Source organism: Shinella sp. (genome assembly GCF_049651085.1).
GTDB lineage: Bacteria > Pseudomonadota > Alphaproteobacteria > Rhizobiales > Rhizobiaceae > Shinella.
Genome location: NZ_JBASBL010000020.1, coordinates 104704 through 130503 on the forward strand (window position 1 = coordinate 104704; position 25800 = coordinate 130503).

General features: G+C 62.4%; 25 protein-coding genes. 13 read left to right on the forward strand and 12 right to left on the reverse strand.

Features of this window, described 5'->3' with window-relative positions:
* Positions 1 to 24 precede the first annotated feature (24 nt).
* From WA950_RS11970 to folE, 3 genes are all read right to left on the reverse strand, one after another.
* Positions 25 to 987, reverse strand: coding sequence for a patatin-like phospholipase family protein (locus tag WA950_RS11970; RefSeq protein ID WP_424551924.1), 963 nt, complete (start codon positions 985 to 987; stop codon positions 25 to 27).
* A 361-nt stretch (positions 988 to 1348) separates the two neighbouring features.
* On the reverse strand, positions 1349 to 1801 hold the full coding sequence (gene hisI, locus WA950_RS11975; RefSeq protein ID WP_424551925.1) for a phosphoribosyl-AMP cyclohydrolase: 453 nt from the start codon (positions 1799 to 1801) through the stop codon (positions 1349 to 1351).
* 36 nt (positions 1802 to 1837) lie between these two features.
* Positions 1838 to 2449, reverse strand: a complete 612-nt coding sequence (folE, locus tag WA950_RS11980) for a GTP cyclohydrolase I FolE (RefSeq protein ID WP_424551926.1) — start codon at positions 2447 to 2449, stop codon at positions 1838 to 1840.
* Positions 2450 to 2843: 394 nt separating this feature from the next.
* Here folE and WA950_RS11985 point away from each other — a divergent pair, with 394 nt between their 5' ends.
* Genes WA950_RS11985 through WA950_RS11995 form a run of 3 tightly spaced genes read left to right on the forward strand, consistent with a single transcriptional unit; the run spans position 2844 to position 4220 of the window.
* A complete protein-coding gene (locus WA950_RS11985) occupies positions 2844 to 3290 on the forward strand; it encodes an iron-sulfur cluster assembly scaffold protein (RefSeq protein WP_424551927.1) in 447 nt (148 codons plus the stop codon).
* A gap of 30 nt (positions 3291 to 3320) precedes the next feature.
* A complete protein-coding gene (gene yidD / locus WA950_RS11990; RefSeq protein ID WP_424551928.1) occupies positions 3321 to 3689 on the forward strand; it encodes a membrane protein insertion efficiency factor YidD in 369 nt (122 codons plus the stop codon).
* Positions 3690 to 3692: 3 nt separating this feature from the next.
* Positions 3693 to 4220 carry a DUF1697 domain-containing protein gene (locus WA950_RS11995; RefSeq protein ID WP_424551929.1) on the forward strand — a complete coding sequence of 176 codons (528 nt, stop codon included), beginning with the start codon at positions 3693 to 3695 and terminating at the stop codon, positions 4218 to 4220.
* A gap of 53 nt (positions 4221 to 4273) precedes the next feature.
* Here WA950_RS11995 and WA950_RS12000 read toward each other — a convergent pair whose 3' ends face one another.
* The gene (locus tag WA950_RS12000; protein WP_424551930.1) at positions 4274 to 5329 is read right to left on the reverse strand and encodes a type I restriction endonuclease; all 1056 of its coding nucleotides are present in this window, start codon (positions 5327 to 5329) and stop codon (positions 4274 to 4276) included.
* A 238-nt stretch (positions 5330 to 5567) separates the two neighbouring features.
* Here WA950_RS12000 and thrS point away from each other — a divergent pair, with 238 nt between their 5' ends.
* Positions 5568 to 7538 carry a threonine--tRNA ligase gene (gene thrS, locus WA950_RS12005; protein ID WP_424551931.1) on the forward strand — a complete coding sequence of 657 codons (1971 nt, stop codon included), beginning with the start codon at positions 5568 to 5570 and terminating at the stop codon, positions 7536 to 7538.
* A gap of 68 nt (positions 7539 to 7606) precedes the next feature.
* Here the strand turns inward: thrS and WA950_RS12010 are convergent, their stop codons facing one another.
* Positions 7607 to 8599 (reverse strand): hypothetical protein, encoded by a 993-nt coding sequence (locus WA950_RS12010; RefSeq protein ID WP_424551932.1) that lies wholly within the window; start codon positions 8597 to 8599, stop codon positions 7607 to 7609.
* Between the two features lie 101 nt (positions 8600 to 8700).
* Here WA950_RS12010 and WA950_RS12015 point away from each other — a divergent pair, with 101 nt between their 5' ends.
* The 3 genes from WA950_RS12015 (at position 8701) to WA950_RS12025 (ending at position 11126) form a co-directional block, all read left to right on the forward strand.
* Complete coding sequence (locus WA950_RS12015) at positions 8701 to 9285, forward strand: nitroreductase family protein (protein ID WP_424551933.1); 585 nt, start codon at positions 8701 to 8703, stop codon at positions 9283 to 9285.
* Positions 9286 to 9289: 4 nt separating this feature from the next.
* Positions 9290 to 9898, forward strand: a complete 609-nt coding sequence (locus WA950_RS12020; RefSeq protein ID WP_424552045.1) for a flavin reductase family protein — start codon at positions 9290 to 9292, stop codon at positions 9896 to 9898.
* 100 nt (positions 9899 to 9998) lie between these two features.
* Positions 9999 to 11126: a DUF2336 domain-containing protein gene (locus WA950_RS12025; RefSeq protein WP_424551934.1), complete on the forward strand. Its 1128-nt coding sequence runs from the start codon at positions 9999 to 10001 to the stop codon at positions 11124 to 11126.
* Between the two features lie 114 nt (positions 11127 to 11240).
* Here WA950_RS12025 and WA950_RS12030 read toward each other — a convergent pair whose 3' ends face one another.
* Together WA950_RS12030 and parE are read right to left on the reverse strand one after the other, a co-directional pair.
* A complete protein-coding gene (locus tag WA950_RS12030) occupies positions 11241 to 11660 on the reverse strand; it encodes a hypothetical protein (protein WP_424551935.1) in 420 nt (139 codons plus the stop codon).
* Between the two features lie 70 nt (positions 11661 to 11730).
* Positions 11731 to 13842, reverse strand: coding sequence for a DNA topoisomerase IV subunit B (gene parE, locus WA950_RS12035; RefSeq protein ID WP_424551936.1), 2112 nt, complete (start codon positions 13840 to 13842; stop codon positions 11731 to 11733).
* Between the two features lie 161 nt (positions 13843 to 14003).
* On the opposite strand from parE, the gene WA950_RS12040 reads away from it, so the two are divergent.
* From WA950_RS12040 to WA950_RS12055, 4 genes are all read left to right on the forward strand, one after another.
* Entirely contained in the window at positions 14004 to 14888 is an 885-nt protein-coding gene (locus tag WA950_RS12040; RefSeq protein WP_424551937.1) for an alpha/beta hydrolase, read from the forward strand.
* Positions 14889 to 14982: 94 nt separating this feature from the next.
* Positions 14983 to 15753, forward strand: coding sequence for a triose-phosphate isomerase (tpiA, locus tag WA950_RS12045; RefSeq protein ID WP_424551938.1), 771 nt, complete (start codon positions 14983 to 14985; stop codon positions 15751 to 15753).
* Between the two features lie 126 nt (positions 15754 to 15879).
* Entirely contained in the window at positions 15880 to 16341 is a 462-nt protein-coding gene (gene secG / locus WA950_RS12050) for a preprotein translocase subunit SecG (RefSeq protein WP_424551939.1), read from the forward strand.
* 145 nt (positions 16342 to 16486) lie between these two features.
* On the forward strand, positions 16487 to 18115 hold the full coding sequence (locus tag WA950_RS12055; protein WP_424551940.1) for a CTP synthase: 1629 nt from the start codon (positions 16487 to 16489) through the stop codon (positions 18113 to 18115).
* Positions 18116 to 18175: 60 nt separating this feature from the next.
* Here WA950_RS12055 and WA950_RS12060 read toward each other — a convergent pair whose 3' ends face one another.
* Positions 18176 to 19399 carry an MFS transporter gene (locus tag WA950_RS12060; protein WP_424551941.1) on the reverse strand — a complete coding sequence of 408 codons (1224 nt, stop codon included), beginning with the start codon at positions 19397 to 19399 and terminating at the stop codon, positions 18176 to 18178.
* Between the two features lie 118 nt (positions 19400 to 19517).
* Between WA950_RS12060 and WA950_RS12065 the strand changes: the two genes are divergently transcribed.
* Both WA950_RS12065 and WA950_RS12070 read left to right on the forward strand, forming a co-directional pair.
* Positions 19518 to 20108, forward strand: a complete 591-nt coding sequence (locus tag WA950_RS12065; RefSeq protein ID WP_424551942.1) for a TetR/AcrR family transcriptional regulator — start codon at positions 19518 to 19520, stop codon at positions 20106 to 20108.
* A gap of 189 nt (positions 20109 to 20297) precedes the next feature.
* On the forward strand, positions 20298 to 21272 hold the full coding sequence (locus tag WA950_RS12070) for a GlxA family transcriptional regulator (RefSeq protein ID WP_424551943.1): 975 nt from the start codon (positions 20298 to 20300) through the stop codon (positions 21270 to 21272).
* A 90-nt stretch (positions 21273 to 21362) separates the two neighbouring features.
* On the opposite strand, the gene WA950_RS12075 is transcribed toward WA950_RS12070, so the two are convergent.
* From WA950_RS12075 to WA950_RS12090, 4 genes are all read right to left on the reverse strand, one after another.
* A complete protein-coding gene (locus WA950_RS12075) occupies positions 21363 to 22139 on the reverse strand; it encodes an amino acid ABC transporter ATP-binding protein (RefSeq protein WP_424551944.1) in 777 nt (258 codons plus the stop codon).
* A 16-nt stretch (positions 22140 to 22155) separates the two neighbouring features.
* A complete protein-coding gene (locus tag WA950_RS12080) occupies positions 22156 to 23310 on the reverse strand; it encodes an amino acid ABC transporter permease (RefSeq protein WP_424551945.1) in 1155 nt (384 codons plus the stop codon).
* Between the two features lies 1 nt (position 23311).
* Positions 23312 to 24520 carry an amino acid ABC transporter permease gene (locus WA950_RS12085; RefSeq protein ID WP_424551946.1) on the reverse strand — a complete coding sequence of 403 codons (1209 nt, stop codon included), beginning with the start codon at positions 24518 to 24520 and terminating at the stop codon, positions 23312 to 23314.
* 192 nt (positions 24521 to 24712) lie between these two features.
* Positions 24713 to 25741 carry an amino acid ABC transporter substrate-binding protein gene (locus WA950_RS12090; RefSeq protein ID WP_424551947.1) on the reverse strand — a complete coding sequence of 343 codons (1029 nt, stop codon included), beginning with the start codon at positions 25739 to 25741 and terminating at the stop codon, positions 24713 to 24715.
* Positions 25742 to 25800 lie beyond the last annotated feature (59 nt).

Consider the following 25800-nt stretch of genomic DNA (forward strand, 5'->3'; position numbering starts at 1 on the left):
CCGTCTTGTCATGCGCTTGCGTGTTCAGCGTGTCGTCACGATTTCCTGCATGCGCTTGATCTCGAAAATCCGTGCCTTGGTTTCCTGATAGCCGCGATCGATCGATTCGCCGGCGCGGTGGAATTCCGAAAGACCAATATCGGCCAGCTTCGGATGCAACGCCAGATCCGGCGGATCGCCGGCTAGGCGCGCACGCGAAATGCGATCCTGAATGATGTTGAAGGATTGCACCATGACGCTCGTCAGGCCGAGGCGTGCGGCGCTGTCCTCCTGCCTGGGTTCCTCCAGCTTTTGCGGCGTGGCGCTGTGCTTGATCACAGCGGAGCGGCCGTAGAGGTCGTAGTTGAGGTTGACGGCGACGACCAGCGCCTCCTCATGGGCGCGGCAGACCGAAACCGGCACCGGATTTACCAGAGCGCCGTCGACCAGCGTGCGGTTGTTACACTTGATCGGCTCGAAGATGCCCGGCAGCGCATAGGAGGCGCGCAGCGCCGTGATCAGCGTGCCGCTGTTGATCCAGACCTCGTGGCCACTATTGACCTCGGTCGCCACCGCGACGAAGGGGCGGTCGAGATCTTCGATCGAAAGGTTTTCCAGATGCTCCTGCATGCGCTTGGTCAGCCGCATGCCGCCGAAAAGACCGGAGCCGCGGATGGTGAAGTCGAGAAGGCTTGCGATACGGCGCATGGTGAGCGAACGGGCAAAGCTCTCCAGCTCCTCGAGCTTGCCGGCGAGGTAACAGCCGCCGACCAGGGCGCCGATCGAGGTGCCGGCGATCATGCCGATCTCGACGCCTTCCTCCTCAAGCGCCCTCAGGACACCGATATGGGCCCAGCCGCGCGCCGCGCCGCCGCCGAGCGCCAGTGCGATTTTCGGTTTGCGCGGCGCAGCCTGCGCGGGAATGTGGGACATGTCATTCATGGAAGGTCCGTCCGGAGTAGAAGCATCCGCCGTTACGAGGCTACGGTTGAAATTCCAGTTCAGCATTCGTGACCTCCATATCCAAGAGGAATTCTCGGCGTGGCAAACGGTTCCGCTGTCCGGGCGCCTTCAGCAACACGATAAGTGACAGGATAGTCGCAGTCTGTGACGGGGGGAACTTGCGCAGCGAAAACAGCTCCGGAGACGCCGTTTTTCATGCCCAGCGGAGGCTGGAGGAGTGCGCTTGCCCGCGGGCCCGTCGCCCTGCTGGAGAGCGCGCTGGAAACCGGCTTTGCATGCGAGCGATGGGATTCCATGTCCTGATCCGCATGGCGGGGATACAGGCCGCCATGGGGAACATTAGGCGACCGGACCGGTTGCCAATTGATGAATCCGTCCCAGAACGGAACGCAATTCGCGCAGATGCTTAATTTTTGCTGTAGACCGCCGCCGGATCGAATTGCGGTTCCCCGCCGGCGATCGTCAGCGCGGCGCCGTCCGGCCCGTTCGAGACCGTGCGGTAGAAGCAGGAGCGGCGGCCGGTGTGGCAGGTTGCGTCATGGCCGGCGACCGAAACCTTCAGCCAGACGGCATCCTGATCGCAGTCGGTTCTGAGTTCCACGACGGTCTGGAGATTGCCGGAGGTCTCGCCCTTCTTCCAGAGCGCCTTGCGCGAACGGCTCCAGTAGTGGGCGATGCCCGTCTCGATGGTGAGCGCCAGCGACTGGGCATTCATGTGGGCGACCATCAGCAATTCGCCGTCCTTCGCATCCGTCACCACGGCGGTGACGAGACCGTGGTCGTCGAAGCGCGGCGTGAAGGCCGGGCCCGTTTCGAGCTCGGCCTTGTCCTTGGAAGGGGCTTTGAAGGTGATCGGCATGGTGGTCGGCTTCCTTGCGCGGAGCCGGCCTGTCGCCTAGCTCCGGATCATCGTCATGAACCGGACCTGTTCGGTCGGCTCGGTCTTGAAGTCACCGGTAAAGGTGGTGGTGAGCGTTGTCGAGCCCTGTTTCTGGATGCCGCGCATGGCCATGCACATATGCTCTGCCTCGATCATCACGGCAACGCCGCGCGGGCTCAGCGACTCGTCGATCGAGCGCGCGATCTGCGCCGTCATGGTTTCCTGCGTCTGCAGGCGGCGGCCGAAGATTTCCACCACGCGGGCGATCTTGGAAAGACCCAGTACCCGGCCGTTCGGCAGATAGGCGACATGCGCCTTGCCGATGATCGGCACCATGTGATGCTCGCAATGCGAGAAGAACGGAATGTCCTTCACCAGCACCATGTCGTCATAGCCGGCAACCTCCTCGAAGGTGCGGCCAAGAACGTCCTCGGCGGCCAGATCATAGCCGGAGAAAAGCTCCCGATAGGCCTTGGCGACGCGCTTGGGCGTATCGAGCAGGCCTTCACGCTGCGGGTCGTCGCCCGCCCAGCGCAACAGAACGCGAACGGCGTCCTCGGCCTCTTTCTGCGAGGGGCGATCCGACTGGTCGTCGATGCGCGGAAAATTGGTGACTATGGCGTCCATGGACCCATTGACCTTTCTGCAGGTTAACTGACGTGTTTATCGGACTCGCCACTGGCCATTCGCCTAACCCTGCAGGCTTGGGTTCCGTTGGCGGGCTCCGGGGCTTTCAGGTCTTCGCTTAACAGTGCGTCGACCGTCCGGCACGGTTTCCCAAACAACAGGTGATCGTTCTGCTTTCTGGCCCCAGGCAATTCCGGACGGAAAACCGCTTCACGCCTTTCCTGGAATTGTCTTGCTTCTTGCAAAACGCTCACCCCAATACGAGTTATCATATAGTATCGACCGACGACTGCGAAAGAGGCGGAAGGCGACACGGCATGCTTTTTTACCGACGATGCCGGAATAATCTGCTCGGATCATTGAAGATTCCGCAAAATGCGCGGAAAACAGGGCCATGATGGACGATATTTATAACAGCCGTATCCTGGACTTTGCCGGCAACATTCCGCGCATCGGCATGCTTGCCGATGCCGATGGCGAGGCTGGCGCCCATTCCAAGCTCTGCGGCTCGCGGGTGAAGGTGTATCTCAAGCTCGACGAAGACCGCGTCAGCGACTTCGCTCATGAAGTGAAGGCCTGCGCGCTCGGCCAGGCGTCTTCCTCGATCATGGCGCGCCATGTCGTCGGCGCGACGATTGCCGAAATCCGGCAGGCGCGCGAGGACATGCTGGCCATGCTGAAGGCCGACGGGGATGGCCCGAACGGCCGGTTCGAGGACATGCGGTTCCTGAAACCGGTCAAGGACTACAAGGCCCGCCATGCCTCCACCATGCTGACCTTCGACGCCGTGGTGGACGCCATCGGCCAGATCGAGGCGAAGCGGCTGGAAAAGGCCGGGTGAGGGGCCGTCTGCCTCGCGAAGGTCGCGACCATGTGTGAAGCTCCCGAGTGCCGCCACACCCCCCAGCGCCTCGCCCACAAGGGCCGCAACTGGCGTGGGCCGTTCCGCAAAACGCCGGGGCGGCTGTTTGGCATGGGCTTCATTCGTCTCTACCAGCTGACGCTGTCCGGCTTCATCGGCAATTCCTGCCGGCACCTGCCGACCTGTTCTGAATACGGCTACGAGGCGGTGGCGCGCCATGGCCTGTGGCGCGGCGGCTTCATAACCCTCTTTCGCGTCGCCCGCTGCGGGCCGGGCGGCACGCATGGCTTCGACCCCGTGCCCGAGACGCTGGAGCCCCGTCTTGCCTGGTGGGCGCCCTGGCGGCTGTGGCGCGTCTCGAAGGCGGGGCGCGGCTGAACGATGCAGACCTATGTGGCCCTCCTGCATTCGATCGTGCTCGGTCCCGGCCGGCGGCTGGTGATGGCGGATTTGAGGGCGATGGCGGAAGATCTTGGTTTTCGCAATCCCCGAACGCTGGTTGCCACCGGCAACCTGATCTTCGAGGGGCAGGCGGCTCCGCTTGGCGATATCGAAGACCGGCTCGAAACCGCCTTTCGCGCCCGGTTCGGCAAGCATGTCGATATCATCATGCGCACTGCGGATGGTTTTTCACGCCTTGCCGCCCAAAATCCCTTTCCTGACGGCAACGGCCCGGATGTCGGCATCCGCGTCATGCGCCGGCCGCTCGAGCCGGATGCGCTGGAAAGGCTGGAACGGATCGCCGCCCCCGAAATCCGCCTTGCCCTTGTCGACGGCGATCTCTGGATCGATTTCTCCCGCAAGCCGAGCGAGACAAAACTCTTGTCGCAGCTGACGTCGAAAAAACTCGGCATCGGCACGCTGCGCAACGCCAACACCATCAACGGCCTTGCGGCGATGCTCGCCTGAGGGCACGCGATAGTTGGGTGGCAGGGCTTGCTGGGGAGGTTGTTACGATACCATCAGTCTGCTGCGTATTTCCTCGCCGTTGCGCGCAGACGATCATTGTAGTCGTAAATCTGGTCGAGCGAGTCGATGATCAGTCTCTCCTCGTTCTCACCATCGAAAAGCCCGATATATTTAACTGATCGATTAAACCAAAGACGCGCCAATGGGCGTCGATTGTTGTTATCAATCAGGATGCCACAATAAGATTTTTGATCACGCATCACGACTCGTTTCGAGCTGATCGTATCGCGCACGATCGCTTTCACGATCATGTAACCCTCGCGCTCTTCCTCGGTCGTGACAACTTCGGGCTCGTCGGTAGCCGGATCGTCGATTTTCTCGATGACTTCTTGGGTGTCGGCGAGCGCGCTCGACAGGCGGCTCTTGACTGCATCCATAATGACCTCACGGAATGCCGTTCTTACGACCCCAGTAAGCATTTCCTTCGCCTGAGCCCTCATCTGGCCATCGTAAACATTACGAGCTACGAGGCGAACAAAATCCTCCGACGGCTCTTCAATGAGCTTGGAAATTTCCTGTTTTATTCCGGAGGTGTATTTGAGCCGCTCGGCGGTCGCAAGGATTGCCGATACATCGAACGATCCTTTCTCGAATTTTCGCAGCTCCGCGACAATAGTCGAATTGAAATCAGAAATATCGAACACGAAGAACGGTCGCGTATCGAGTTTGTTGGGCGCTTCCAGATCTGTATAGAAATTGAAAGTTCGACCGTTGGTTAGGATCGCAAACTTTGCGTTCGTGACGGTGAAATACCGAAAGAGTTGGTCGAGATGCTTCTTTTCCAGCTGTACTGAAATGGGCTTGCACTCGATCAAGATACGGATTTCGCCATCGATCTTGATTGCATAATCTACTTTCTCGCCCTTCTTCCCGACGGCGTCGGCGGTGAACTCGGGAACAACCTCGGTTGGATCGAAGACGTCATATCCTAGCGATCGAAGAAAAGGCAGGACGACAGCCGTCTTCACGGCCTCTTCAGTGGCCATGGTACTGGAGTGCGATTTCACCCGCTCGGATATTGCGCGCAAGCTCTCTTCGATCGTGCTCATTGAGTCCCCCTTACCCGTTTATGGGGAAGCTTCTATCGTGCACACGTTCTCGTCAAGCCGTGACCATCGTATCTGTCGGAAGAGGTCCGTGTTGTGTTGCCCTCCGGTCCGCAAATCTCCGCCACCCCTTCCAATCCCCCCAAAATCCCCGTATATCGCACCCCGCACGCGCCGGTTTTTCGGCCTATTACCCTCGCATACCACCCGCATTCGTTGGCGGGACTGGATAGGAGATTTTATGTCTGCACCTGTTTCCCTGACTTTTCCCGATGGTTCCGTCCGCGAATATCCCGCGGGCTCGACGGGCCGTGATGTGGCCGAGGCGATTTCCAAGTCGCTGGCCAAGAAGGCGATTGCGATCGCGCTCGACGGCGAGCTGCGCGATCTCTCCGACACCGTTTCCAACGGCCGGATCGAGATCGTCACCCGCGAGGACGACCGCGCGCTTGAACTCATCCGCCACGACGCCGCCCATGTGATGGCCGAGGCCGTACAGGAGCTGTGGCCCGGCACGCAGGTGACCATCGGTCCGGTCATCGATAACGGCTTCTATTACGACTTCGCCAAGGAAGAGCCCTTCACGCCCGAAGATCTGCCGAAGATCGAAAAGCGCATGAAGGAGATCATCCAGCGCAACAAGCCGTTCACCCGGGAAATCTGGCCGCGCGACAAGGCGAAGGAAGTCTTTGCCGCCAAGGGCGAGGCCTACAAGGTCGAGCTGGTCGATGCGATCCCGGCGGGCCAGGACCTCAAGATCTACTACCAGGGCGACTGGTTCGACCTGTGCCGCGGCCCGCACATGGCGGCGACGGGCCAGATCGGCACGGCCTTCAAGCTGATGAAGGTCGCGGGCGCCTACTGGCGCGGCGATTCGAACAATCCGATGCTGACGCGCATCTACGGCACCGCCTGGCGCACGCAGGAAGAACTCGACACCTATCTCAACATCCTCGCCGAAGCCGAAAAGCGCGACCATCGCCGGCTCGGGCGCGAAATGGACTTGTTCCATTTCCAGGAGGAAGGGCCGGGCGTCGTCTTCTGGCACGGCAAGGGCTGGCGCATGTTCCAGACGCTCGTCGCCTATATGCGCCGCCGTCTTGCCGGCACCTATGAAGAGGTGAACGCGCCGCAGGTGCTCGACAAGTCGCTGTGGGAAACGTCCGGCCACTGGGGCTGGTACCGCGACAACATGTTCAAGGTGACCGTTGCCGGTGACGAGACCGATGACGAGCGCGTCTTCGCGCTGAAGCCGATGAACTGCCCGGGTCACGTCCAGATCTTCAAGCATGGCTTGAAGTCTTACCGTGAACTTCCTGTTCGCCTTGCGGAATTCGGCAATGTGCATCGCTATGAGCCTTCCGGCGCGCTGCACGGGCTGATGCGCGTGCGCGGCTTCACGCAGGACGATGCGCATGTCTTCTGCACCGACGAGCAGATGGCGGCCGAATGCCTGCGCATCAACGAGCTCATCCTCTCTGTCTACAAGGATTTCGGCTTCGACGAGGTCACCATCAAGCTTTCGACGCGGCCTGAAAAGCGCGTCGGCTCGGACGAATTGTGGGATCGCGCCGAGAGCGTGATGACGCAGGTTCTCGATACGATCCAGCAACAGTCGAACAACATCAAGACCGGCATCCTGCCGGGCGAGGGCGCGTTCTACGGGCCGAAGTTCGAATATACGCTGAAGGACGCCATCGGCCGCGAATGGCAGTGCGGCACCACGCAGGTCGACTTCAACCTGCCGGAACGTTTTGGCGCCTTCTACATCGACCAGGCGTCGGAAAAGCGCCAGCCGGTGATGATCCACCGCGCCATCTGCGGCTCGATGGAACGCTTCCTCGGCATTCTCATCGAGAACTTCGCCGGCCACATGCCGCTGTGGATCGCGCCGATGCAGGTCGTCGTCGCGACGATCACCTCGGAGGCGGACGACTATGCCCGCGAGGTGGCCGAAAAGCTGCGCGAGGCCGGCATGACCGTCGAGGTCGACGTGCGCAACGAGAAGATCAACTACAAGGTCCGCGAGCATTCGGTGACCAAGGTTCCGGTCATCATCGTCTGCGGCAAGCGCGAGGCGGAGGAACGCTCCGTCAACATCCGCCGCCTCGGTTCGCAGAACCAGACGGCGATGTCGCTCGACGAGGCGATCGAGAGCCTGTCGCTGGAAGCCATGGCGCCGGACTTGAAGCGCAAGCTCGGCAAGGCCTGATACGGTTCGGCCCCGGAGCGGATCACTGCTTCGGGGCCGGTTTCATTTCGGGGGATTGCTGGTGGCGGTCAGTCCACCACGTCCTCGGCGGCGGCCTTCTGGTCGGCCGCCTTCTCGTCGAGCAGCACCTCGACATCTGTGTTGACGCCGGCCTTCACCTGAAAATCACGCTGGTAGATCTTGTTCTTGTTGCGGGCGATGGCGATGTAGCTGCCTTCCGCAAGCACGAGCGTCGGGAAAGCGCCGACGCTTTCGGAGACCGTATCGCCCGAGGAGGTGAGGATCGACCAGGCGGTATCGGCGATCGCCTCGCCGCCGGGGTCGGAGACGAGTTTCAGCGTCAACTTGGCGGCGCGATGCTGGATCGTCGCATGCGTCAACTTGCCGGCCTCGACCTGGATGTCGGCGCGGATGACCGCGTTGACCGTGCCGTAGTCGGAAACGACGTGGTAGGTGCCGGCATTGAGGCGCACGACGGAGTTCGGCTTCACATTGTCGACGACGAGGTTACGTTCGCCGTCCTCGCGCACCTCCGCGGCATAGACGGCAAAGCTCAGTTCCTTCGGCGGGATGCGCACGTCCGCGCCGGACATGGCGTTGAGCATGATGCCGCCGGCATCGAGCACCATCACCTGCTTGTCGACCGCGCCTTCAGCGGGCACCACGAGCTTCTTGGTGGCGCCAGCCCGGCCGAAGGCGACATTGACGAAATATTCGCCCGGCACCAGCTGGAAGGCGGCCGAACCGCCTTCGGAAGTGGCAAGCAGCGGCAGCTTGCCGTCCGCGGCGGGGATCGGCGAAAAGACGCGCCAGGTAAGGCCATGCTGCATCGGCTGGCCATCCTTGGTCAGCAGCGCCTCGCAGGTCACGTCCCTGAGGTTCACCGGTGTCGCCTCGCCGGTGACGATCGGGTTGAATGACGTGACCTTGCCGCCTTTCAGCGGGGTGGTGACCTGGGAGAAGCTCTCTGCCGAGTCCTGCGCGCGGGCCGGGGCGAGCGACAGGGCAAGACTGGCCATGACGAGGCTCAAAGCGATGGCGGGTTGGGTCGGCATGCGCATGGAATGGTTGACTTCCTGACTGTAAGGCTCCACTTGAAGACCCGGCTAAATGGCATTTTCAAGGCCGCGTTTGCGGGCCAAGTTATTGGAACTACCTCCCGATGAAAACCGAAATCAAGCTGATCGATTATCTTTCGACCCGCCGGTCTATCCCGGCCTTCCAGATGGGTGGCCCTGGCCCCTCGAAGGGCGAGGTGGAGGAGATGCTGAAGCTCGCCTCGCGCGTGCCGGACCATGGCAAGCTCGCGCCGTGGCGCTTCATCGTCTATCGCGGCGAGGAACGCCAGCGAATCAGCGAAGCGCTCGCGAAGATCGCGATGGCCGACAAGCCGGAGCTTTCCGAGGAAATGGTGAAGGTGGAAAACACGCGGCTCAGCCGTGCGCCCGTCGTGGTCGCCGTCGTCAGCCGCGCCGCGCCGCATTTCAAGATTCCCGAATGGGAGCAGATCATGTCGGCGGGCGCCGTCTGCCTCAACCTGTCGATGGCCGCCAATGCGCACGGTTTTGCCGCGAACTGGCTGACGGAATGGTACGCCTTCGACCAGCGCGCCTATGCCATCCTCGGCGTCAATGAGGGCGAGAAGATCGCGGGCTTCATTCATATCGGCACCCCGACCGTGCCGCCGACCGAACGGCCGCGTCCCGAACTTGCCGAAATCGTTACATGGGTGGGTGATGACGCCTGACGCGCTGTTCTACGAGACGGAAACGAACGCCCACGGCCTGAAGCACGATCCCTTCAAGGCGATCGTGACGCCGCGGCCGATCGGCTGGATCGGCACCCGCGCGGCGGATGGGCGACGCAACCTTTCGCCCTATTCGTTCTTCAACGCGATCAGCGACAGGCCGAAGCTCGTGATGTTCTCCTCGAGCGGGCACAAGGACAGCGTAACGAACATCGAGGAGACCGGCATCTTCACCTGCTCGCTGGCGAGCCGGCATCTGGCCGACCAGATGAATGCAAGCTCGGTCTCCGTTCCCCATGGGGTCGATGAATTCGAACTCGCCAAACTGACGCCGGTTACCGGCCGTCTTGTCGATGCGCCTTATGTGGGCGAGGCCTATGCGGCGCTCGAATGCCGCGCGACGCAGATTGTGCGCCCGGTGGATATCGACGGGCGGGAAACGGACAACTGGGTGGTGTTCGGTCAGGTCGTTGGCATCCATATCAGCCAGGAAATCATCCGTGACGGCAAGCTCGACATGGCGGTCGCCCGGCCGCTCGCGCGCATGGGCTACATGGATTACAGCGATGGCGGGGCGGATGTCTTTGCCATGATGCGGCCCAAGGCGGGGTGAGGGCGCAATCGCCAGCCGGTTAATGGATATGGTGAACCAATCTTAAACACTTTGCCGCTAGCGTGCTGAAAGTAGCGTTTTCAGGCGTTTGGGGCGTCCATTGATCGTTCATGCATTTCTCCGTTGGGTCGAGACCGCGCGGGCTGCCGACAGGGCGAAGGCCGCCAGCGTGCTGGCGCGGGCCTATACGCGCTCGCGCATCGCCGCCACGGACCGGCATGCCGCCGAAATGGCGATGATCTTCCTGCTCGACGATCCCGCGCCGAAGGTGAGGCTTGCCCTCGCCGAAGCGCTTGCGGGCTGTGAGGATGCGCCGCGCGCCGTCATTCTGCCGCTCGCCGAAGACCAGCCGGAAATCGCCGCCCATATCATTCTTTGTTCGACGCTGCTCACCGATGCCGACCTCGTGGACCTTGCCGCCAAGGGCAGCAACGTGACGCGCATGCTGATCGCGCATCGCGCCTTTGTCTCACGGCCCGTTTCGGCTGCCCTTGCGGAAATCGGCGACGTTGCGGAAGTTCTGGCGCTGCTCGACAACGAGGGCGCGGCGTTTTCCCGCCGCAGCCTCGCACGCATCGTCGACCGGCTCGGCCACGATGCGGAAATCCGCGCGCTGCTGCTCGATCGCGCGGACTTGCCGAGCGATGCGCGCCATGCGCTGGTGGAAAAGATCGGCTTTGCGCTGGCGGGCTACGGGCTCATTCAGGCAGCTGTCGGCACCGGCCGTGTCGAGCGCATCACGCGCGAAGCCTGCGATGTCGCAACGATCGGCATGGCGGGAGAAGTAGCGGCCGCCGAAATGCCCTCGCTGGTGGAGCACCTGCGGCGTTCCGGCCGGCTGACGCCGGTCTTCCTCATGCATGCGCTGTGCAGCGGCCGCGCCGAGTTCTTCGCTGCCGCCATCATCAATCTTTCGGGGCAGGCGGAGGCGCGCGTTCGTTCCATCTTGTCGGATGGACGCGAGGCGGCCGTGTGCGCCCTCTACGAGGCTGCTGGCCTCGGACGCGATATCAGTGCACTCTTTGCCGAGGCGACAATGCTCTGGCGGCGTGAGGCGAAGGGCGGGGACGAGCTGCTTTCGGTGTCGGAGCAGCTGCTTTCCCGTGCGCGGGCGGCAGGCAACGCCTCCTGCCAGTCCATGCTGGAGCTGGTCGAGCGCCTCGCCATCGCCGAGCAACGCCAGACCGCGCGCAGCTATGCCCTCATCGCCACGCGGGAAGCGGCCTGAAGGTTTCCTCATTCCACCAGTTCACGCCACGCGTGCCGATGGATCCCCGGGGCAAGCCCGAGGATGACGTCGCGGATGATGGGAAATTGTGTCCTGAGTGGAGGCCCGGTCGGTCTAGTCGGCGAAGCGCTTTACGACCCAGGAGTAGCCGTCTTCGGCATAGCGAACCGGCGTGGTGACGGCGGCCTTGAGCGATGCCGCGTCCGGGATCGCCTTCCTGACGAAGCTTAGCGTGCGGGCGGCAAGGCCCTGCTTTTCTTCCGGTGTCTGGACGGGGGCCGGGAGCGCGGTTTGCGCCGGCGCTTGCTCCGGATCGGTCTCTGTCACCTCGACGGTCATGCGGTTGCCGGAGCTTTCGCAGACGGCAACGATGACCGGGTAGTTCTTGTTCTGGTGCTGGTTGATGTAGGTCTCGGCCTGCGCGTCGCAGAGCGCTACGGTCTGCCAGCTCTGGTTGGCCGTGTCGATATAGTGGCACTGGGTCGCGCTGTCGTCGCAGCCCATGATCGTCATGACGATGAGAGCAGCTTTCATGGCCGTCCTTTCCGCATTCTGTGTTGCCGGTTAGAGGCCGGCATTGCCACGAAAATAAGGCGTCTAACCCTCAGATGTCGAGGTTGTCGGCGAAGACCGCGCGCTCCTGGATGAAGCGGAAGCGGGCTTCCGGCTTGGTGCCCATCAGGTCGTCCACTGCCGTGCGGGTGCCTTCGAAATCGACGTCGTCGATTGCCACCTTGAGCAGGGTGCGCTTCTTCGGATCCATCGTGGTTTCCTTGAGCTGCGACGGGAGCATCTCGCCGAGACCCTTGAAGCGTCCGATCTCCACCTTGCCGCGCCCGGAAAACTCGGTGCGCATCAGCTCCTCGCGGTGCTGGTCGTCGCGCGCATAGAGCGTCTTGCCGCCCTGGCTGATGCGGTAGAGCGGCGGTACGGCGAGATAGAGATGGCCGCCGCGAATGAGGTCCGGCATCTCCTGGTAGAAGAAGGTGATCAGCAGCGAGGCGATATGCGCACCGTCGACGTCGGCGTCGGTCATCACGACGACGCGTTCATAGCGCAGGTCCTCTTCGCGGTATTTCGAGCGGGTGCCGCAACCGAGCGCCTGCACGAGATCGGAAATCTGCTGGTTGGCGCTGAGCTTTTCGCGGCCGGCGCTGGCGACGTTCAGGATCTTTCCGCGCAGCGGCAGGATCGCCTGGTTGGCGCGATTGCGCGCCTGCTTTGCCGAGCCGCCGGCCGAATCGCCTTCCACGATGAAGAGTTCGGCACCTTCGGCGGAATTCTGCGAGCAGTCGGCAAGCTTGCCGGGAAGCCGCAGCTTGCGCACGGCCGTCTTGCGGCTCACTTCCTTTTCCTTGCGGCGGCGCAGGCGCTCCTCCGCACGCTCGATCACCCATTCGAGCAGCTTTGCCGCTTCCGCCGGGTTGTCGGCGAGGTAATGGTCGAAGGGGTCGCGCAGGGCATTTTCGACGATGCGCTGGGCTTCGGCCGAGGCGAGCTTGTCCTTCGTCTGGCCGACGAATTCCGGTTCGCGGATGAAGACGGAGAGCATGCCGACGGCCGAGATCATCACGTCGTCGGTGGTGATCGCCCCCGCGCGCTTGTTCTGCGTCAGCTCGGCATAGTTCTTCAGGCCCTTGGTAAGGGCGATGCGAAGGCCAGCCTCATGCGTGCCGCCGTCGGCCGTCGGGATCGTGTTGCAATAGGAATGGATCAGCGAATCGCCGCCATACCAGGTGACGGCCCATTCCAGCGAACCGTGGCCGCCGGACTTCTCGCTCTTGCCGGCGAAGATTTCGCGGGTGACCGTGTAGTCCTTGCCGAGGGTTGCCTGCAGATAGTCCTTCAGGCCGCCGGGGAAGTGGAAGACGGCCTTTTCCGGCGTCTCCGAGCCTTCCGGGAGCAGCGTGGGATCGCAACTCCAGCGGATTTCCACGCCGCCGAAGAGATAGGCTTTCGAGCGTGCCATACGGAAGACACGGCCGGGATCGAAGCGCATATGCGCGCCGAAGATTTCCGGGTCGGGATGGAAACGCACCCTGGTGCCGCGGCGATTGTGCACGTCACCGAGCTCTTCGAGCGGCCCGACCGGCTTGCCGCGCGAAAAGCGCTGGCGGTAGAGCTTCTTGTTGCGCGCGACCTCGACCTCGAGATGGTCGGAGAGGGCGTTGACGACCGAGACGCCGACGCCGTGCAGGCCGCCCGACGTCTCATAGGCCTTGCCGTCGAACTTGCCGCCGGCATGCAGCACGGTGAGAATGACCTCGAGCGTCGATTTTCCCGGCATCTGCGGGTGGTTTTCCACCGGGATGCCACGGCCGTTATCCACGACCGTCAGGAAACCCTCTGCGTCGAGATTGACCTCGATGAAATTCGCATGGCCGGCGACCGCTTCGTCCATCGCGTTGTCGATGACTTCGGCAAAGAGGTGGTGCAGCGCCTTTTCGTCCGTGCCGCCGATATACATGCCCGGACGCATGCGCACCGGCTCGAGACCCTCGAGAACGCGGATCGCCGAGGCATCGTAGCCGCCGGATCCATCGGTCGGCGCGGCCGGGGGCGCCGCGCGGGCGGGGGCTACTGTCACGGGTTTTTCCTCCGGCGCGGCGGGCTGCCGGGCGGGCTCGGAAGACATATTGGCGAAAAGGTCGTTGTTGTCGTCTTGCATGGGCTGTTCAGAGTTTGTTCCGTTTGCCAGTTCTTTCCGCCGATCCATATGAGATCGGGGTCTGGCGCAAATGGGGCATCGGCGAATCACTGGCGACTCTGCCAGATTCGGCGGCTTTTCGCGATGCCGGGGCGCGCCAACCACTGGTGGAGGATTGCGTTGCGCACGGGCCGATGGCAAGTATCGCCACCGCAAGGGAGCGCTACTTCATGCCTCAGTCCACAGTTCATTGCTTCTACCGGCTGGTTCTGGCCGCAATCTTCGCGAGCCTGGCCGTGCAGGACGCGGCCGCGCTGACGCTGAAGCCCTGGAAGGACGAGTTGTTCGGCTATGGCCAGGTGGTCGAGACCGGCGATGGCGATACGCTGCGCGTGGTCGACTACCAGGAACTGCGCGACATCAACGGGCGCGATCAGGTGCCGGAGCGCCGGGTGAAATCCGCCTATGTCTCGACCGGCGTGAAGAAGGCGCAGGCGAACCAAAGGATCGACACGCCCGCCGGTCCCATCGACGTGACGATGACCGGCAAGGGCGAGGGGGCCGCCTTCACCGTCATCTTCATTCATGGCCGCGGCGGCGACCGGCGGCTTGGCAGCAACGACTGGAGTTTCGGCGGCAATTTCAACCGGCTGAAGAACCTCGCCGTGCAGAATGGCGGCGTCTATTATGCGCCGAGCGTACCTTCCTTCGACGATGCGGGAGCCGCGCGCGTTTCCGGCCTTATCCTCACCGCCAAGGCGCTGTCGCCCAATGCCCCGGTTATTCTGGCTTGCGCCTCCATGGGCAGCTTCATCTGCGCGCGCGTGGCCCGCGACGCCACCGCCGTGAAGAGCCTTTCCGGCATGGTGCTGATGGGGGGCGCGGCGGATGGCGACTATGCGAAAACGCCGGCCTTCAAGGCGAAGCTGCCGGTCTTCTTCACCCATGGCGACAGCGACAGCGTCTATGCAGCAAACGACCAGATCGCCGTCTTCCGCAAGCTGCGCAAGGCGGGCGTGCCGACCCGCTTCGTGCTGTTCCAGACCGGCGGCCACGGCACGCCGGTGCGCATGACCGACTGGCGGGAAACGCTGAACTGGCTGTTTGCCCGCTAGCCGCCCGGCGGACCGATGCCAAAACGCATCTTTTCTTGCGCACGTCTATTTGCTACGCCCCATGCCGACCGAGATTTATGGATGGAGAAGCCTCATGACCCCGGACGTTACACCGCTCGTCGCCGGAAACTGGAAGATGAACGGCACGCGCGCCTCGCTTGACCAGATCAAGGCGATGGCCGAAGGCGTGAAGGGGCCGCTTTCCGAGAAGGTCGAGACGCTGATCTGCCCGCCGGCAACGCTGCTCTATGTGGCGACGGCGCTCTGCGACGACAGCCCGCTCCAGATCGGCGCGCAGGACTGCCATGAAAAGGCCTCCGGCGCCCATACGGGAGATATTTCCGCGGAGATGATCGCGGACTGCTTCGGCACCCACGTCATTGTCGGCCATTCCGAGCGCCGCACGGACCACAAGGAAAGCGACGCGCTGGTGCGCGCCAAGGCCGAGATCGCCCATGAGAACGACCTCGTCGCCATCGTCTGCATCGGCGAGACCGGCGACGAGCGCAAGGCGGGCAAGACGCTCGACGTGCTGAAGACCCAGCTTGCCGCCTCCGTGCCGGATGGCGCGACGGCTGAAAACACCGTCATCGCCTATGAACCCGTCTGGGCCATCGGCACGGGCCTGACGCCGACGGCAGCGGATGTGGAAGAGGCGCATGCCTTCATGCGCGCCGAGCTGACGACGCGCTTCGCCACGGAAGGCGCAACGATGCGAATCCTCTACGGCGGCTCGGTCAAGCCCGGCAATGCGCAGGAACTGATGGGTGTGGCCAATGTCGATGGCGCGCTGATCGGCGGCGCAAGCTTGAAATCGGACGATTTTCTTGCCATCTACCGCGCATATGAAGCGCTGACGGCCTGAGACCGGACGCCTCCGCCTTTCCCTAAAAGGAGGGGCGGATTGGCCGGGAGGGGTTGGAATGGCGCACGGCTTGGTATATTGAGCCGCAAACCTGAAATTTGGGCCGTTCGGCCGGGATCCTGAAACATGCAGACCATTTTGCTCGTCATCTATCTCATGGTCGTCGTCGCGCTGATCGGCGTCGTGCTGATCCAGCGTTCGGAAGGCGGCGGCCTCGGCATCGGCGGCGGCTCCGGCTTCATGTCGGCGCGCGGTACGGCCAATGCCCTGACGCGCACGACGGCGATCCTCGCCGCGCTCTTCTTCGTGCTGGCGCTCGGCATGGGCATCTATGCCCGCTACGAGACGCAGCCGACCGACATTCTCGACCGTATTCCGGGCACGACCGGCACGGGTGGCGTTCTCGACGCGCTCGGCGGCGGCGAAAGCCAGCAGAACAACAACACCAACCAGACGCCTGCGACGACCGGCACGGATGCCGTTCCGACCGAAGGCGGCGCGGCGACTGGCACCGGCAACACGCCCACGACGACGACGGGCGGTGCGACGGGCGAGGGCGGCAACGCCGGCGTCCCCAGCGGCCAGTAAGCCGCAACAAGCGAAACGAACCGGCCGGTTGGGTCACTCCAACCGGCCTTCTTCTGTGTAAAACGCTGATTGCGCCTTCCGAAATTGCCGCCAAGGTGATTTTTCGGTGGCGGAATCAATTTTGAAAAGGTATCCGGTGACTCCCATGGCGCGATATGTATTCATCACAGGCGGCGTGGTTTCTTCCCTCGGAAAAGGCATCGCCGCTGCAGCACTCGGAGCTCTCCTTCAGGCTCGCGGTTACCGCGTTCGCCTCCGGAAGCTAGACCCCTATCTCAATGTCGATCCGGGCACGATGAGCCCGACGCAGCATGGCGAAGTTTTCGTCACCGACGACGGCGCGGAAACCGACCTCGACCTCGGCCACTACGAGCGCTTCACCGGCCGCTCGGCCACCAAGAGCGACAACATCACCACCGGTCGCATCTACAAGAACATCATCGACAAGGAACGCCGCGGCGATTATCTCGGCGCGACGGTGCAGGTCATTCCGCACGTCACCAACGAGATCAAGAATTTCGTTACAGACGGCAACGAAGACTATGACTTCGTTCTCTGCGAAATCGGCGGCACGGTCGGCGACATCGAGGCCATGCCGTTCATCGAGGCGATCCGCCAGCTTGGCAACGATCTGCCGCGCGGCACCGCCGTCTATGTCCACCTGACGCTGATGCCCTTCATTTCGGCGGCCGGCGAACTCAAGACCAAGCCGACGCAGCACTCCGTCAAGGAGTTGCAGGCCATGGGCATCCATCCGGATATCCTCTTGGTACGCGCCGACCGCGAAATCCCGGAAGCAGAGCGCAAGAAGCTGTCGCTGTTCTGCAACGTGCGCCCGACCGCGGTCATCCAGGCGCTCGACGTCGCGTCGATCTACGACGTGCCGCTCGCCTATCACAAGGAAGGTCTCGACGACGAAGTGCTTGCAGCCTTCGGCATCGAGCCGGCACCGAAGCCGCGCCTCGAAGCCTGGCAGACGGTTTCCGACCGTATCAAGACGCCGGAAGGCGAAGTGACGATTGCGATCGTCGGCAAGTATACCGGCCTCAAGGATGCCTATAAGTCGCTGATCGAGGCGCTCTATCACGGCGGCATCGCCAACCAGGTCAAGGTCAAGCTCGAGTGGATCGAGTCGGAGGTCTTCGAGAAGGAAGACCCGGCGCCGTATCTGGAAAAGGTGCATGGCATCCTCGTGCCCGGCGGCTTCGGCGAGCGCGGCTCCGAGGGGAAGATCAATGCGGCGCGCTTTGCCCGCGAGCGCAAGGTGCCCTATTTCGGCATCTGCTTCGGCATGCAGATGGCGGTCGTGGAAGCGGCCCGCAACCTCGCCGGCATCGATAAGGCCTCGTCCACCGAATTCGGCAAGACCGCCGAGCCGGTCGTCGGCCTGATGACGGAATGGGTGAAGGGCAACGATCTGGAGAAGCGTTCGGCCTCCGGCAACCTCGGCGGCACGATGCGTCTCGGCGCCTATCGCGCGACGCTGAAAGGCGGCACCAGGATCGCCGACATCTATGGCGCGACGGACATTTCCGAACGCCATCGCCACCGCTACGAAGTCAATGTCGACTACAAGGACCGGCTGGAAAGCTGTGGCCTCGTCTTCTCCGGCATGTCGCCGGACGGCGTCCTGCCGGAGACGGTGGAATACCCGGATCATCCGTGGTTCATCGGCGTGCAGTATCACCCGGAACTCAAGAGCCGTCCACTCGACCCGCATCCGCTCTTCGCAAGCTTCGTCGAAGCCGCTCTGGAACAGAGCCGTCTCGTCTGAGTTTTCGATACATCTGCGCCAAGCGAAAAGCCCGGCATTCCTGCCGGGCTTTTTTGATTTCTACGCTGCGGCCTGCGGGAGCGGGCAGATACCGTCGTTGCAACCTTCTCCGGCGAGCGTTTTCTGACCGAGGCCGATGGTGAGGACTGCGGCGATGCCGGCGGCGACGGAGACCCAGAAGCCGCTCTGCGCCCCGAAACTGTCGACTGCCCAGCCGGCAGCGAAGGCGCCGAGCGCCATGCCGATGCCGATGCCGGTGGTAACCCAGGTGATGCCCTCCGTCAGCATGGCTTGCGGCACGCGGCGCTCAACAAGGCCGAATGCGGTGATGAAGGTCGGCGAAATTGCGATGCCGCTGACGAAGACAGCAACGGCCAGCAGCGGCACCGTGCCGGCAAAGGGCAGCGGGAGCGCGGTCAGCGCCAAAATCGCGACAGCGATCATCAATTGCTTCTGGAGCGCCATTTTCGGATTCAGTGCGCCGATGACGAGGCCGACCGCGAAGGAGCCGATGGCATAGACGCCGATGACGAGGCTTGCGGCATTCGGCTGGCCGAGCTCCTTGGTGATCGCCACGGCGCTCACCTCGGCCGTCGCGAAGGTCGAACCGACGAAGACGAGGGCGAGCGTGATGATCTGCACGGGGCGCAGGCGGATCGCGGATTTCTGCGGGGCGCTGCCCGCAACGTGCCGGATGGCGGGTTCCGTCGAGCGCTGCAGCACGAAGGCAAGCGTGCCGACCGCAAGGAAGGCCGTACTGATCAGCATGCCGGCCTCGGGAAAGAGCGCCACGGCCAGGCCGACCGAAAGCGACGCGCCGGAGATATAGACCAGTTCGTCCGCCGCCGATTCGAAGGCGAAGGCCGTGTTCAGCTGCGGCCGATCGCGGAAAATGTCGGTCCAGCGGGCGCGCAGCATGGCGGGCATGCTCGGCATTGCGGCGGCAAGGAAGGCGGAGGCGAAGAGCGTCCAGACCGGCCAGCCCTGATTGGCGCTGGCAATCAGCGTGAGAAAGGCGATGACGGAAACGATCGTCGCGGGCGTCAGCACGGCGGACTGGCCGAAACGGTCGACGAAGCGGGAGACCTGCGGTGCGATCAGGGCATTGGTGAGCGCGAAGGTCGCGGAGACCGCGCCAGCGAGCCAGTATTCGCCATGGGTCTGCGACAGCATGGCGACGATGCCGATCGGCGCCATGGCGATTGGAAGGCGTGCGAAGAAGCCGGCGGCGGAAAAGCCCCTGGTTCCTGGCACGCTGAAGATCTCTTTGTACGGGTTAGGCATGGCCTGCTCCTGCAAACGGGCGATTCAATTATTAACATACGCGGCGTATGTTTGGAAAATATTTGCATACGTAGCGTATGTCAAATAAAATACGCAGCGTATGTGAAAAGGAGATGCCATGCGCAAGCCGCGCGAGGAAATGATCGCCGAAACCCGTGCCAAGCTGATCGCAGCCGGACGCCGTGCCTTCGGTACGGTGGGCTATGCGGACGCCTCCATGGATGATTTCACGGCGGGAGCGGGGCTGACACGCGGCGCGCTCTACCATCATTTCGGTGACAAGAAGGGGCTTCTCCAGGCGGTCCTGCAGCAGATCGATGCGGAGATGACCCTGCGGCTCAACAGGATTTCAGCCGACGCGCCGAGCCGGTGGCAGGGTTTCGTCGAGGAATGCGTCGCCTATATCGAGATGGCGCTGGAGCCGGAAATCCAGCGGATCATGTTTCGCGACGGACCGGCAGTGCTTGGCGATGTGTCGCAATGGCCGACCAACAACGGCTGCATCGCAGCGCTCAGCCGCAGTATCGAGCAGTTGAAGGCGGATGGTGTAATGGCGGGTATCGATACGGAGGCCGCCGCACGCCTGATCAACGGCGCGAGCAGCCATGCCGCATTGTGGATCGCGAAATCAGAAAACCCCGAGGAGACATCCAAACGGGCCGTCGATGGTTTTCGGACCCTGCTGGATGGCCTGCGGATCGATAAATGACGGCAAAAAAAACGGGCTGGTCCGCCGCTAGGCTCGCCAACCCGTTCCGGTAAATTGCGGATCAGGGTGTTCGGGGTACAGGGGTTCGCACCATGATCCGGCTGCATCTCCAGATCTCCTGTGCCCCGATCATGCCCGAATACATTTTTCCCGATTGACATAAAGCGCATCTTTTTTGACAATTTCCACATGAGCAAAAAAGCGCCGCGGCAGGGTCCGCTCGACGTAACCATCGTTCTTCTGCCCGAGTCGTCGATCATGTCGCTTGCCTCGGTGCTCGATCCCATGCGCGCCGCAAACCGCGTCGTGCCGGAGCCGGTTTTCCGCTGGAAGATCCTTTCGCCGCAGGGCATGCCGGTCATGCTGACCTGCGGCGTGGAAATCCGCGTGGATGGGGCATTTGCCGACGTGACGAGCGGCGACGCGCTGTTGCTCATCGCGGGCTTCAACCAGGACCGCCATGCCGACCGCACCTTCGTTGCCCGGCTGAAAAAAGTGGCGCGCCGGTTCGGCGTCGTCGCCGGCATTGAATCGGGGTGCTGGCTGCTCGCTCGCTCGGGCCTTCTGGACGGACGGGATGCGACGGCGCACTGGGAGGAACTGGAGGATTTCGCTGCGGCCTTTCCGGCACTCAACGTGCGGGCGGACCGCTTCGTCACTGACGGGCCGCTCTGGACCTCCGGCGGTGCCTCGCCGACCTTCGATATGATGCTGCATCTGGTGCGCGCGCAGTTCGGCTCGGCCGTGGCGCTCGATGTGGCCAGCGTCTTCGTCTATGACGAGGTTCATGCGGCAACCGATGCGCAGCCGCTCGTTTCGCTCGGACGGCTGGGCGAGCATCGACCGGAGCTTGCTGCCGTCATCCGCCTGATGGAACGCACGATCGACCGGCCGCTCACCATCGCGGCGCTCGCGAGGCGGCTCGGCTTTTCCACCCGCAAGCTGGAAACCCTGTTTGCAAGCGGCCTCGGCATAGGGCCGGGGAAATATTACCTGCGGCTGCGGCTGACGGCGGCGCAAAGGATGGTGCGCGACACGCCGCTATCCATGCAGGACGTTGCGCTGCGCAGCGGCTTCGACAGTCTGTCCGCCTTCTCCCGCGCCTTTCGCAACCATTTCGGTGCGAGCCCCCTGAAGCTGCGGGCGGACTTGCGGGCCAAATGAAAAGGCGGGCCTTGAGCCCGCCTTCCGCATGTCGAAAACGATCCGCCTGGAGCGGACGCCGAAGCGATGCCGCTTCGGCTGGAGATGCTGCTAGTGCAGGATCTGGCTGAGGAAGAGTTTCGTGCGCTCGTGCTGCGGATTATCGAAGAATTCGGCGGGCGCGTTTTCTTCGACGATCTGGCCCTGGTCCATGAAGATGACGCGGTTTGCAACCTGGCGGGCGAAACCCATTTCGTGGGTCACGCACAGCATGGTCATGCCTTCCTCGGCAAGCGAGACCATCGTGTCGAGCACTTCCTTCACCATTTCCGGGTCGAGTGCCGAGGTCGGCTCGTCGAACAGCATGATCTTCGGCTTCATGCAGAGCGAACGGGCGATGGCCACGCGCTGCTGCTGGCCGCCGGAAAGCTGGCCCGGATATTTGTGCGCCTGCTCGGGGATCTTGACGCGCTTGAGATAGTGCATCGCCACTTCCTCGGCGTCCTTCTTCGGCATCTTGCGCACCCAGATGGGAGCGAGGGTGCAGTTTTCGAGGATCGTCAGGTGCGGGAAGAGGTTGAAGTGTTGGAACACCATGCCGACTTCGCGGCGCACTTCGTCGATCTTCTTCAGGTCGTTGGTGAGCTCGATGCCGTCGACGGTGATCTTGCCCTTCTGGTGCTCCTCGAGGCGGTTGATGCAGCGGATCATGGTCGACTTGCCGGAGCCCGACGGGCCGGCAATGACGATGCGCTCGCCCTTCATGACCTTGAGATTGATGTCGCGCAGGACGTGGAAATCGCCGTACCACTTGTTCATGTTGCTGATCTCGACGGCGACATCTGTCGCGGAGACCGTCATTTTTTGTGCCTGGGCCTGGTTAGCCATTGTTGTTTCCTCTTGTTTATTTCTTGTGGTTCGTGTCGAGCCGGCGTTCCACGAAGGCCGAGTAGCGCGACATGCCGAAGCAGAAAATCCAGAACACGAAGCCGGCGAAGATCAGACCCGTCAAAGGCGTGACAGGCGTGATCCAGCCCGAATCCCCAAAACTTGCCTTCACGATGCCGAGCAGGTCGTACATCGAGATGATCGTGACGAGGGACGTATCCTTGAACATGCCGATGAAGGTGTTCACGATGCCCGGGATCACGAGCTTGATGGCCTGCGGAAGCACGATGAAGGTCATTTTGTGGAAGTAGTTTAGACCAAGTGCATCGGCCGCTTCATATTGCCCTTTCGGAATGGCTTGAAGACCGCCGCGAATAACCTCCGCCATGTAGGCGGATGCGAAGATCGACACACCGATAAGCGCGCGCAGGAACTTGTCGATATTGTTGCCCGGTTCGAGGAAGAGCGGCAGAAGCACGCTTGCCATGAACAGGACGGTGATCAGCGGCACGCCGCGGATCAATTCGATGAAGACGATGCAGGCCGTCTTCATGATCGGCATTCGAGAGCGCCTGCCAAGCGCCAGCAGGATGCCGGCCGGCAGCGAGAAGGCGATGCCGACGAAGGAGATGATGAGCGTCACCATCAGGCCGCCCCAGAGCGTCGTCTCCACATGCCGAAGGCCGAAGGAGCCGCCGAGCAGGAGGAAATAGGCGACGATTGGTAGGGCGATCAGCAGCAGAAGGGCATTCAGACCCTTGCGCGGCACTTTCGGAATCAGGAAGGGGATGAGCAGCGCCACGAACAGGGCGACGACCAGCAGCGGCCGCCATAGCTCGTCACGCGGGTAGGAGCCGAACATGAACTGCACGAAGCGGTCGTTCACATAGGCCCAGCACGCCCCGCTCCATCCCGAGGGCAGCTGGCCTCCCTGGTCGGTCGTAAGGCAGGCCGTGCGATCCGCGCCGCTCCACACGGCCGAAAAGAATAGCCAGTCGAGCGCTTTCGGAATGTAGTAGAGGATCGCCGTGATGGCGACGATCGACAGGATGCCGTCCTTCCACGTCGCAAAGAGGTTGTTGCGGATCCACGCGTAGGCCGATTTTTCGGAGGCGGGCGGCTTTTCCGCCTCGAGGAACCGGTCGCGGATGTAGGTAATGCTCTCGGTCATCTCAGCGCTCCACCAGGGCCATCTTGGCATTGAACCAGTTCATGAACAGCGAGGTGATCAGGCTGATCGACACATAGATCAGCATCCAGATCGAGATGATCTCGATCGACTTGCCCGACTGGTTGAGGATGGTGCCGCCGATCGCGACGAGATCGGCGTAACCGACGGCCACCGCGAGCGAGGAGTTCTTGATGAGGTTGAGATATTGCGAGGTGAGCGGCGGAATGATGATCCGAAGCGCTTGCGGCAGCACGACGAGGCGGGTCGCCTGGCCGGGCCTGAGGCCGAGTGCAAAGGAGGCTTCCGACTGGCCCTTGGATACGCCGCGGATGCCGGCGCGCACGATCTCGGCGATGAACGCGGCGGTGTAGAGCGACAGCGCGAGATAAAGCGCCAGGAATTCCGGCCCGATGACCATGCCGCCCCTCATGTTGAAGGACCCCGGGACCGCATAGTCGAGCGTGAGCGGGCTGCCCATCAGGACGAAGACGATCAGCGGGAACAGGATGATGAGGCCGAGATTGACCCAGAGCACTGGCGGGCGCTTTCCCGTGGAGCGCTGGCGGGCATTGGCCCAGATAGTGAAGGCGATCGCGGCGACAATACCGATCACGAAGGCTGCAAGAACGATGGCGAAGCCGTCGCCGAAGACCGGGGCAGGCATGTAGATGCCGCGGTTCGAGATGAAGAAGACCGCATCGGGATTTTCCTGCAGATGCTGGAAGATCGTGCGGATCGAGGGCAGCAGGGCGAGAACGCCGAGATACCAGAAGAAGATGACCAGCAGCGGCGGGATGTTGCGGAAGATTTCCACGTAGATCGTGCAAAGCCGCGCGATCAGCCAGTTGTGCGACAGACGCCCGATACCGACCAGTAGCCCCACGATCGTCGCGGTGACGATGCCGGCGGCGGCGACGATGAGTGTATTGAGGAGGCCGACCTGCAGCGCCCTGAAATAGGTCGAATCGCTGCTGTAGTCGATCAAGGTCTGCGAGATGTCGAAGCCTGCGCGGCTGTTCAGAAAGCCGAAACCGGCTGTCATGTTGGCGCGAGCAAGATTCTGGACGACATTGTTCCACGCGTACCAGATGGCGGCGACGATAATGACGAGCGTCACGACCTGATAGACGGTGCTTCTCAGCGCTGGATTATAGAGTAACGATACCTTCGGCGGTTCGCCGGACCCTGTTCGGGCATCCGCAAGTGCCATGCATTTCCCCTGACATTGTTCTCACCCTGTTTGCCGGGTGTTCGTTTGGAGTGTTTCTGTCTTCCTCAGAAAGACAAACATCCTCCGTTTCTTGTTTTAGCGCAATTGCATACGCAAGCCGCGACGCATTTTGCTGGAGGTGCCTTGAACGGGAGGGCAATGGTTGCCCTCCCGTGATGTCTCGACGATCGCTTAGCGGACCGGCGGAGCGTACTGCAGGCCGCCCTTCGTCCACTGTGCGTTCAGGCCACGGGCGATCTTGAGCGGCGAGCCTTCGCCGACGTTGCGCTCGAAGGATTCGCCGTAGTTGCCGACGGCCTTGATGATCTGAACAGCCCAGTCCTTCGGTACGCCGAGGTCGGCGCCGATGGTGCTGTCAGCTTCTTCGCCGAGGAAGCGCTTGATGTCCGGGTTGGCGGACGCCTTCATTTCCTCGACGTTTGCCGTCGTGATGCCGAATTCCTCGGCGGCCACCATCGCATAGTGCGACCAGGTCACGATGTCGAACCACTTGGAGTCGTTCTGGCGCACGGCCGGGCCGAGCGGCTCCTTGGAGATGATTTCCGGCAGGACCATATGATCGTCCGGGTTGCCCATCTTCAGGCGGATCGAGTAGAGGCCCGAGGCGTCGGTCGTGTAGGCGTCGCAACGGCCGGCATTGTAGGCGGCGTCGGCTTCATCCTGCGCTTCGAACACGACAGGCTTGAAGTCCATGTTGTTCGCACGGAAATAGTCGGCAAGGTTGAGTTCGGTCGTCGTGCCGGACTGGACGCAGACGGAAGCGCCGGAAAGCTCCAGTGCCGACTTCACGCCGAGTTCCTTCTTCACCATGAAGCCCTGGCCGTCGTAGTAGTTGATGGCGCGGAAATCGAAGCCGAGCTGCGAATCGCGGCTGATGCTCCAGGTCGTGTTGCGCGAAAGAATATCGACTTCGCCGGACTGCAGGGCCGGGAAGCGGTCCTTGGCCGAGAGCGGCGTGTACTTTACCTTGGTTGCATCGCCGAATACGGCGGCAGCCACGGCCTTGCAGAGGTCGACGTCGAGACCGGCCCAGTTGCCGGCCGAATCCTGTGCGCCGAAGCCGGCGAGGTTCGAACCGTTCACGCCGCACTGCACGAAGCCCTTGGCCTTCACGTCAGAGAGCGTGTCGGCCTGTGCTGCCGTTGCGCCAATCCCCAGTACGGCCGCACCGACGAGCGCCGTCACGATTTTTTTTGCCATTTTTACACAACCTTTTTCTGTTGTCTTTGTTTTGTCCGCAGGCCGCTCCCATTGGGAAG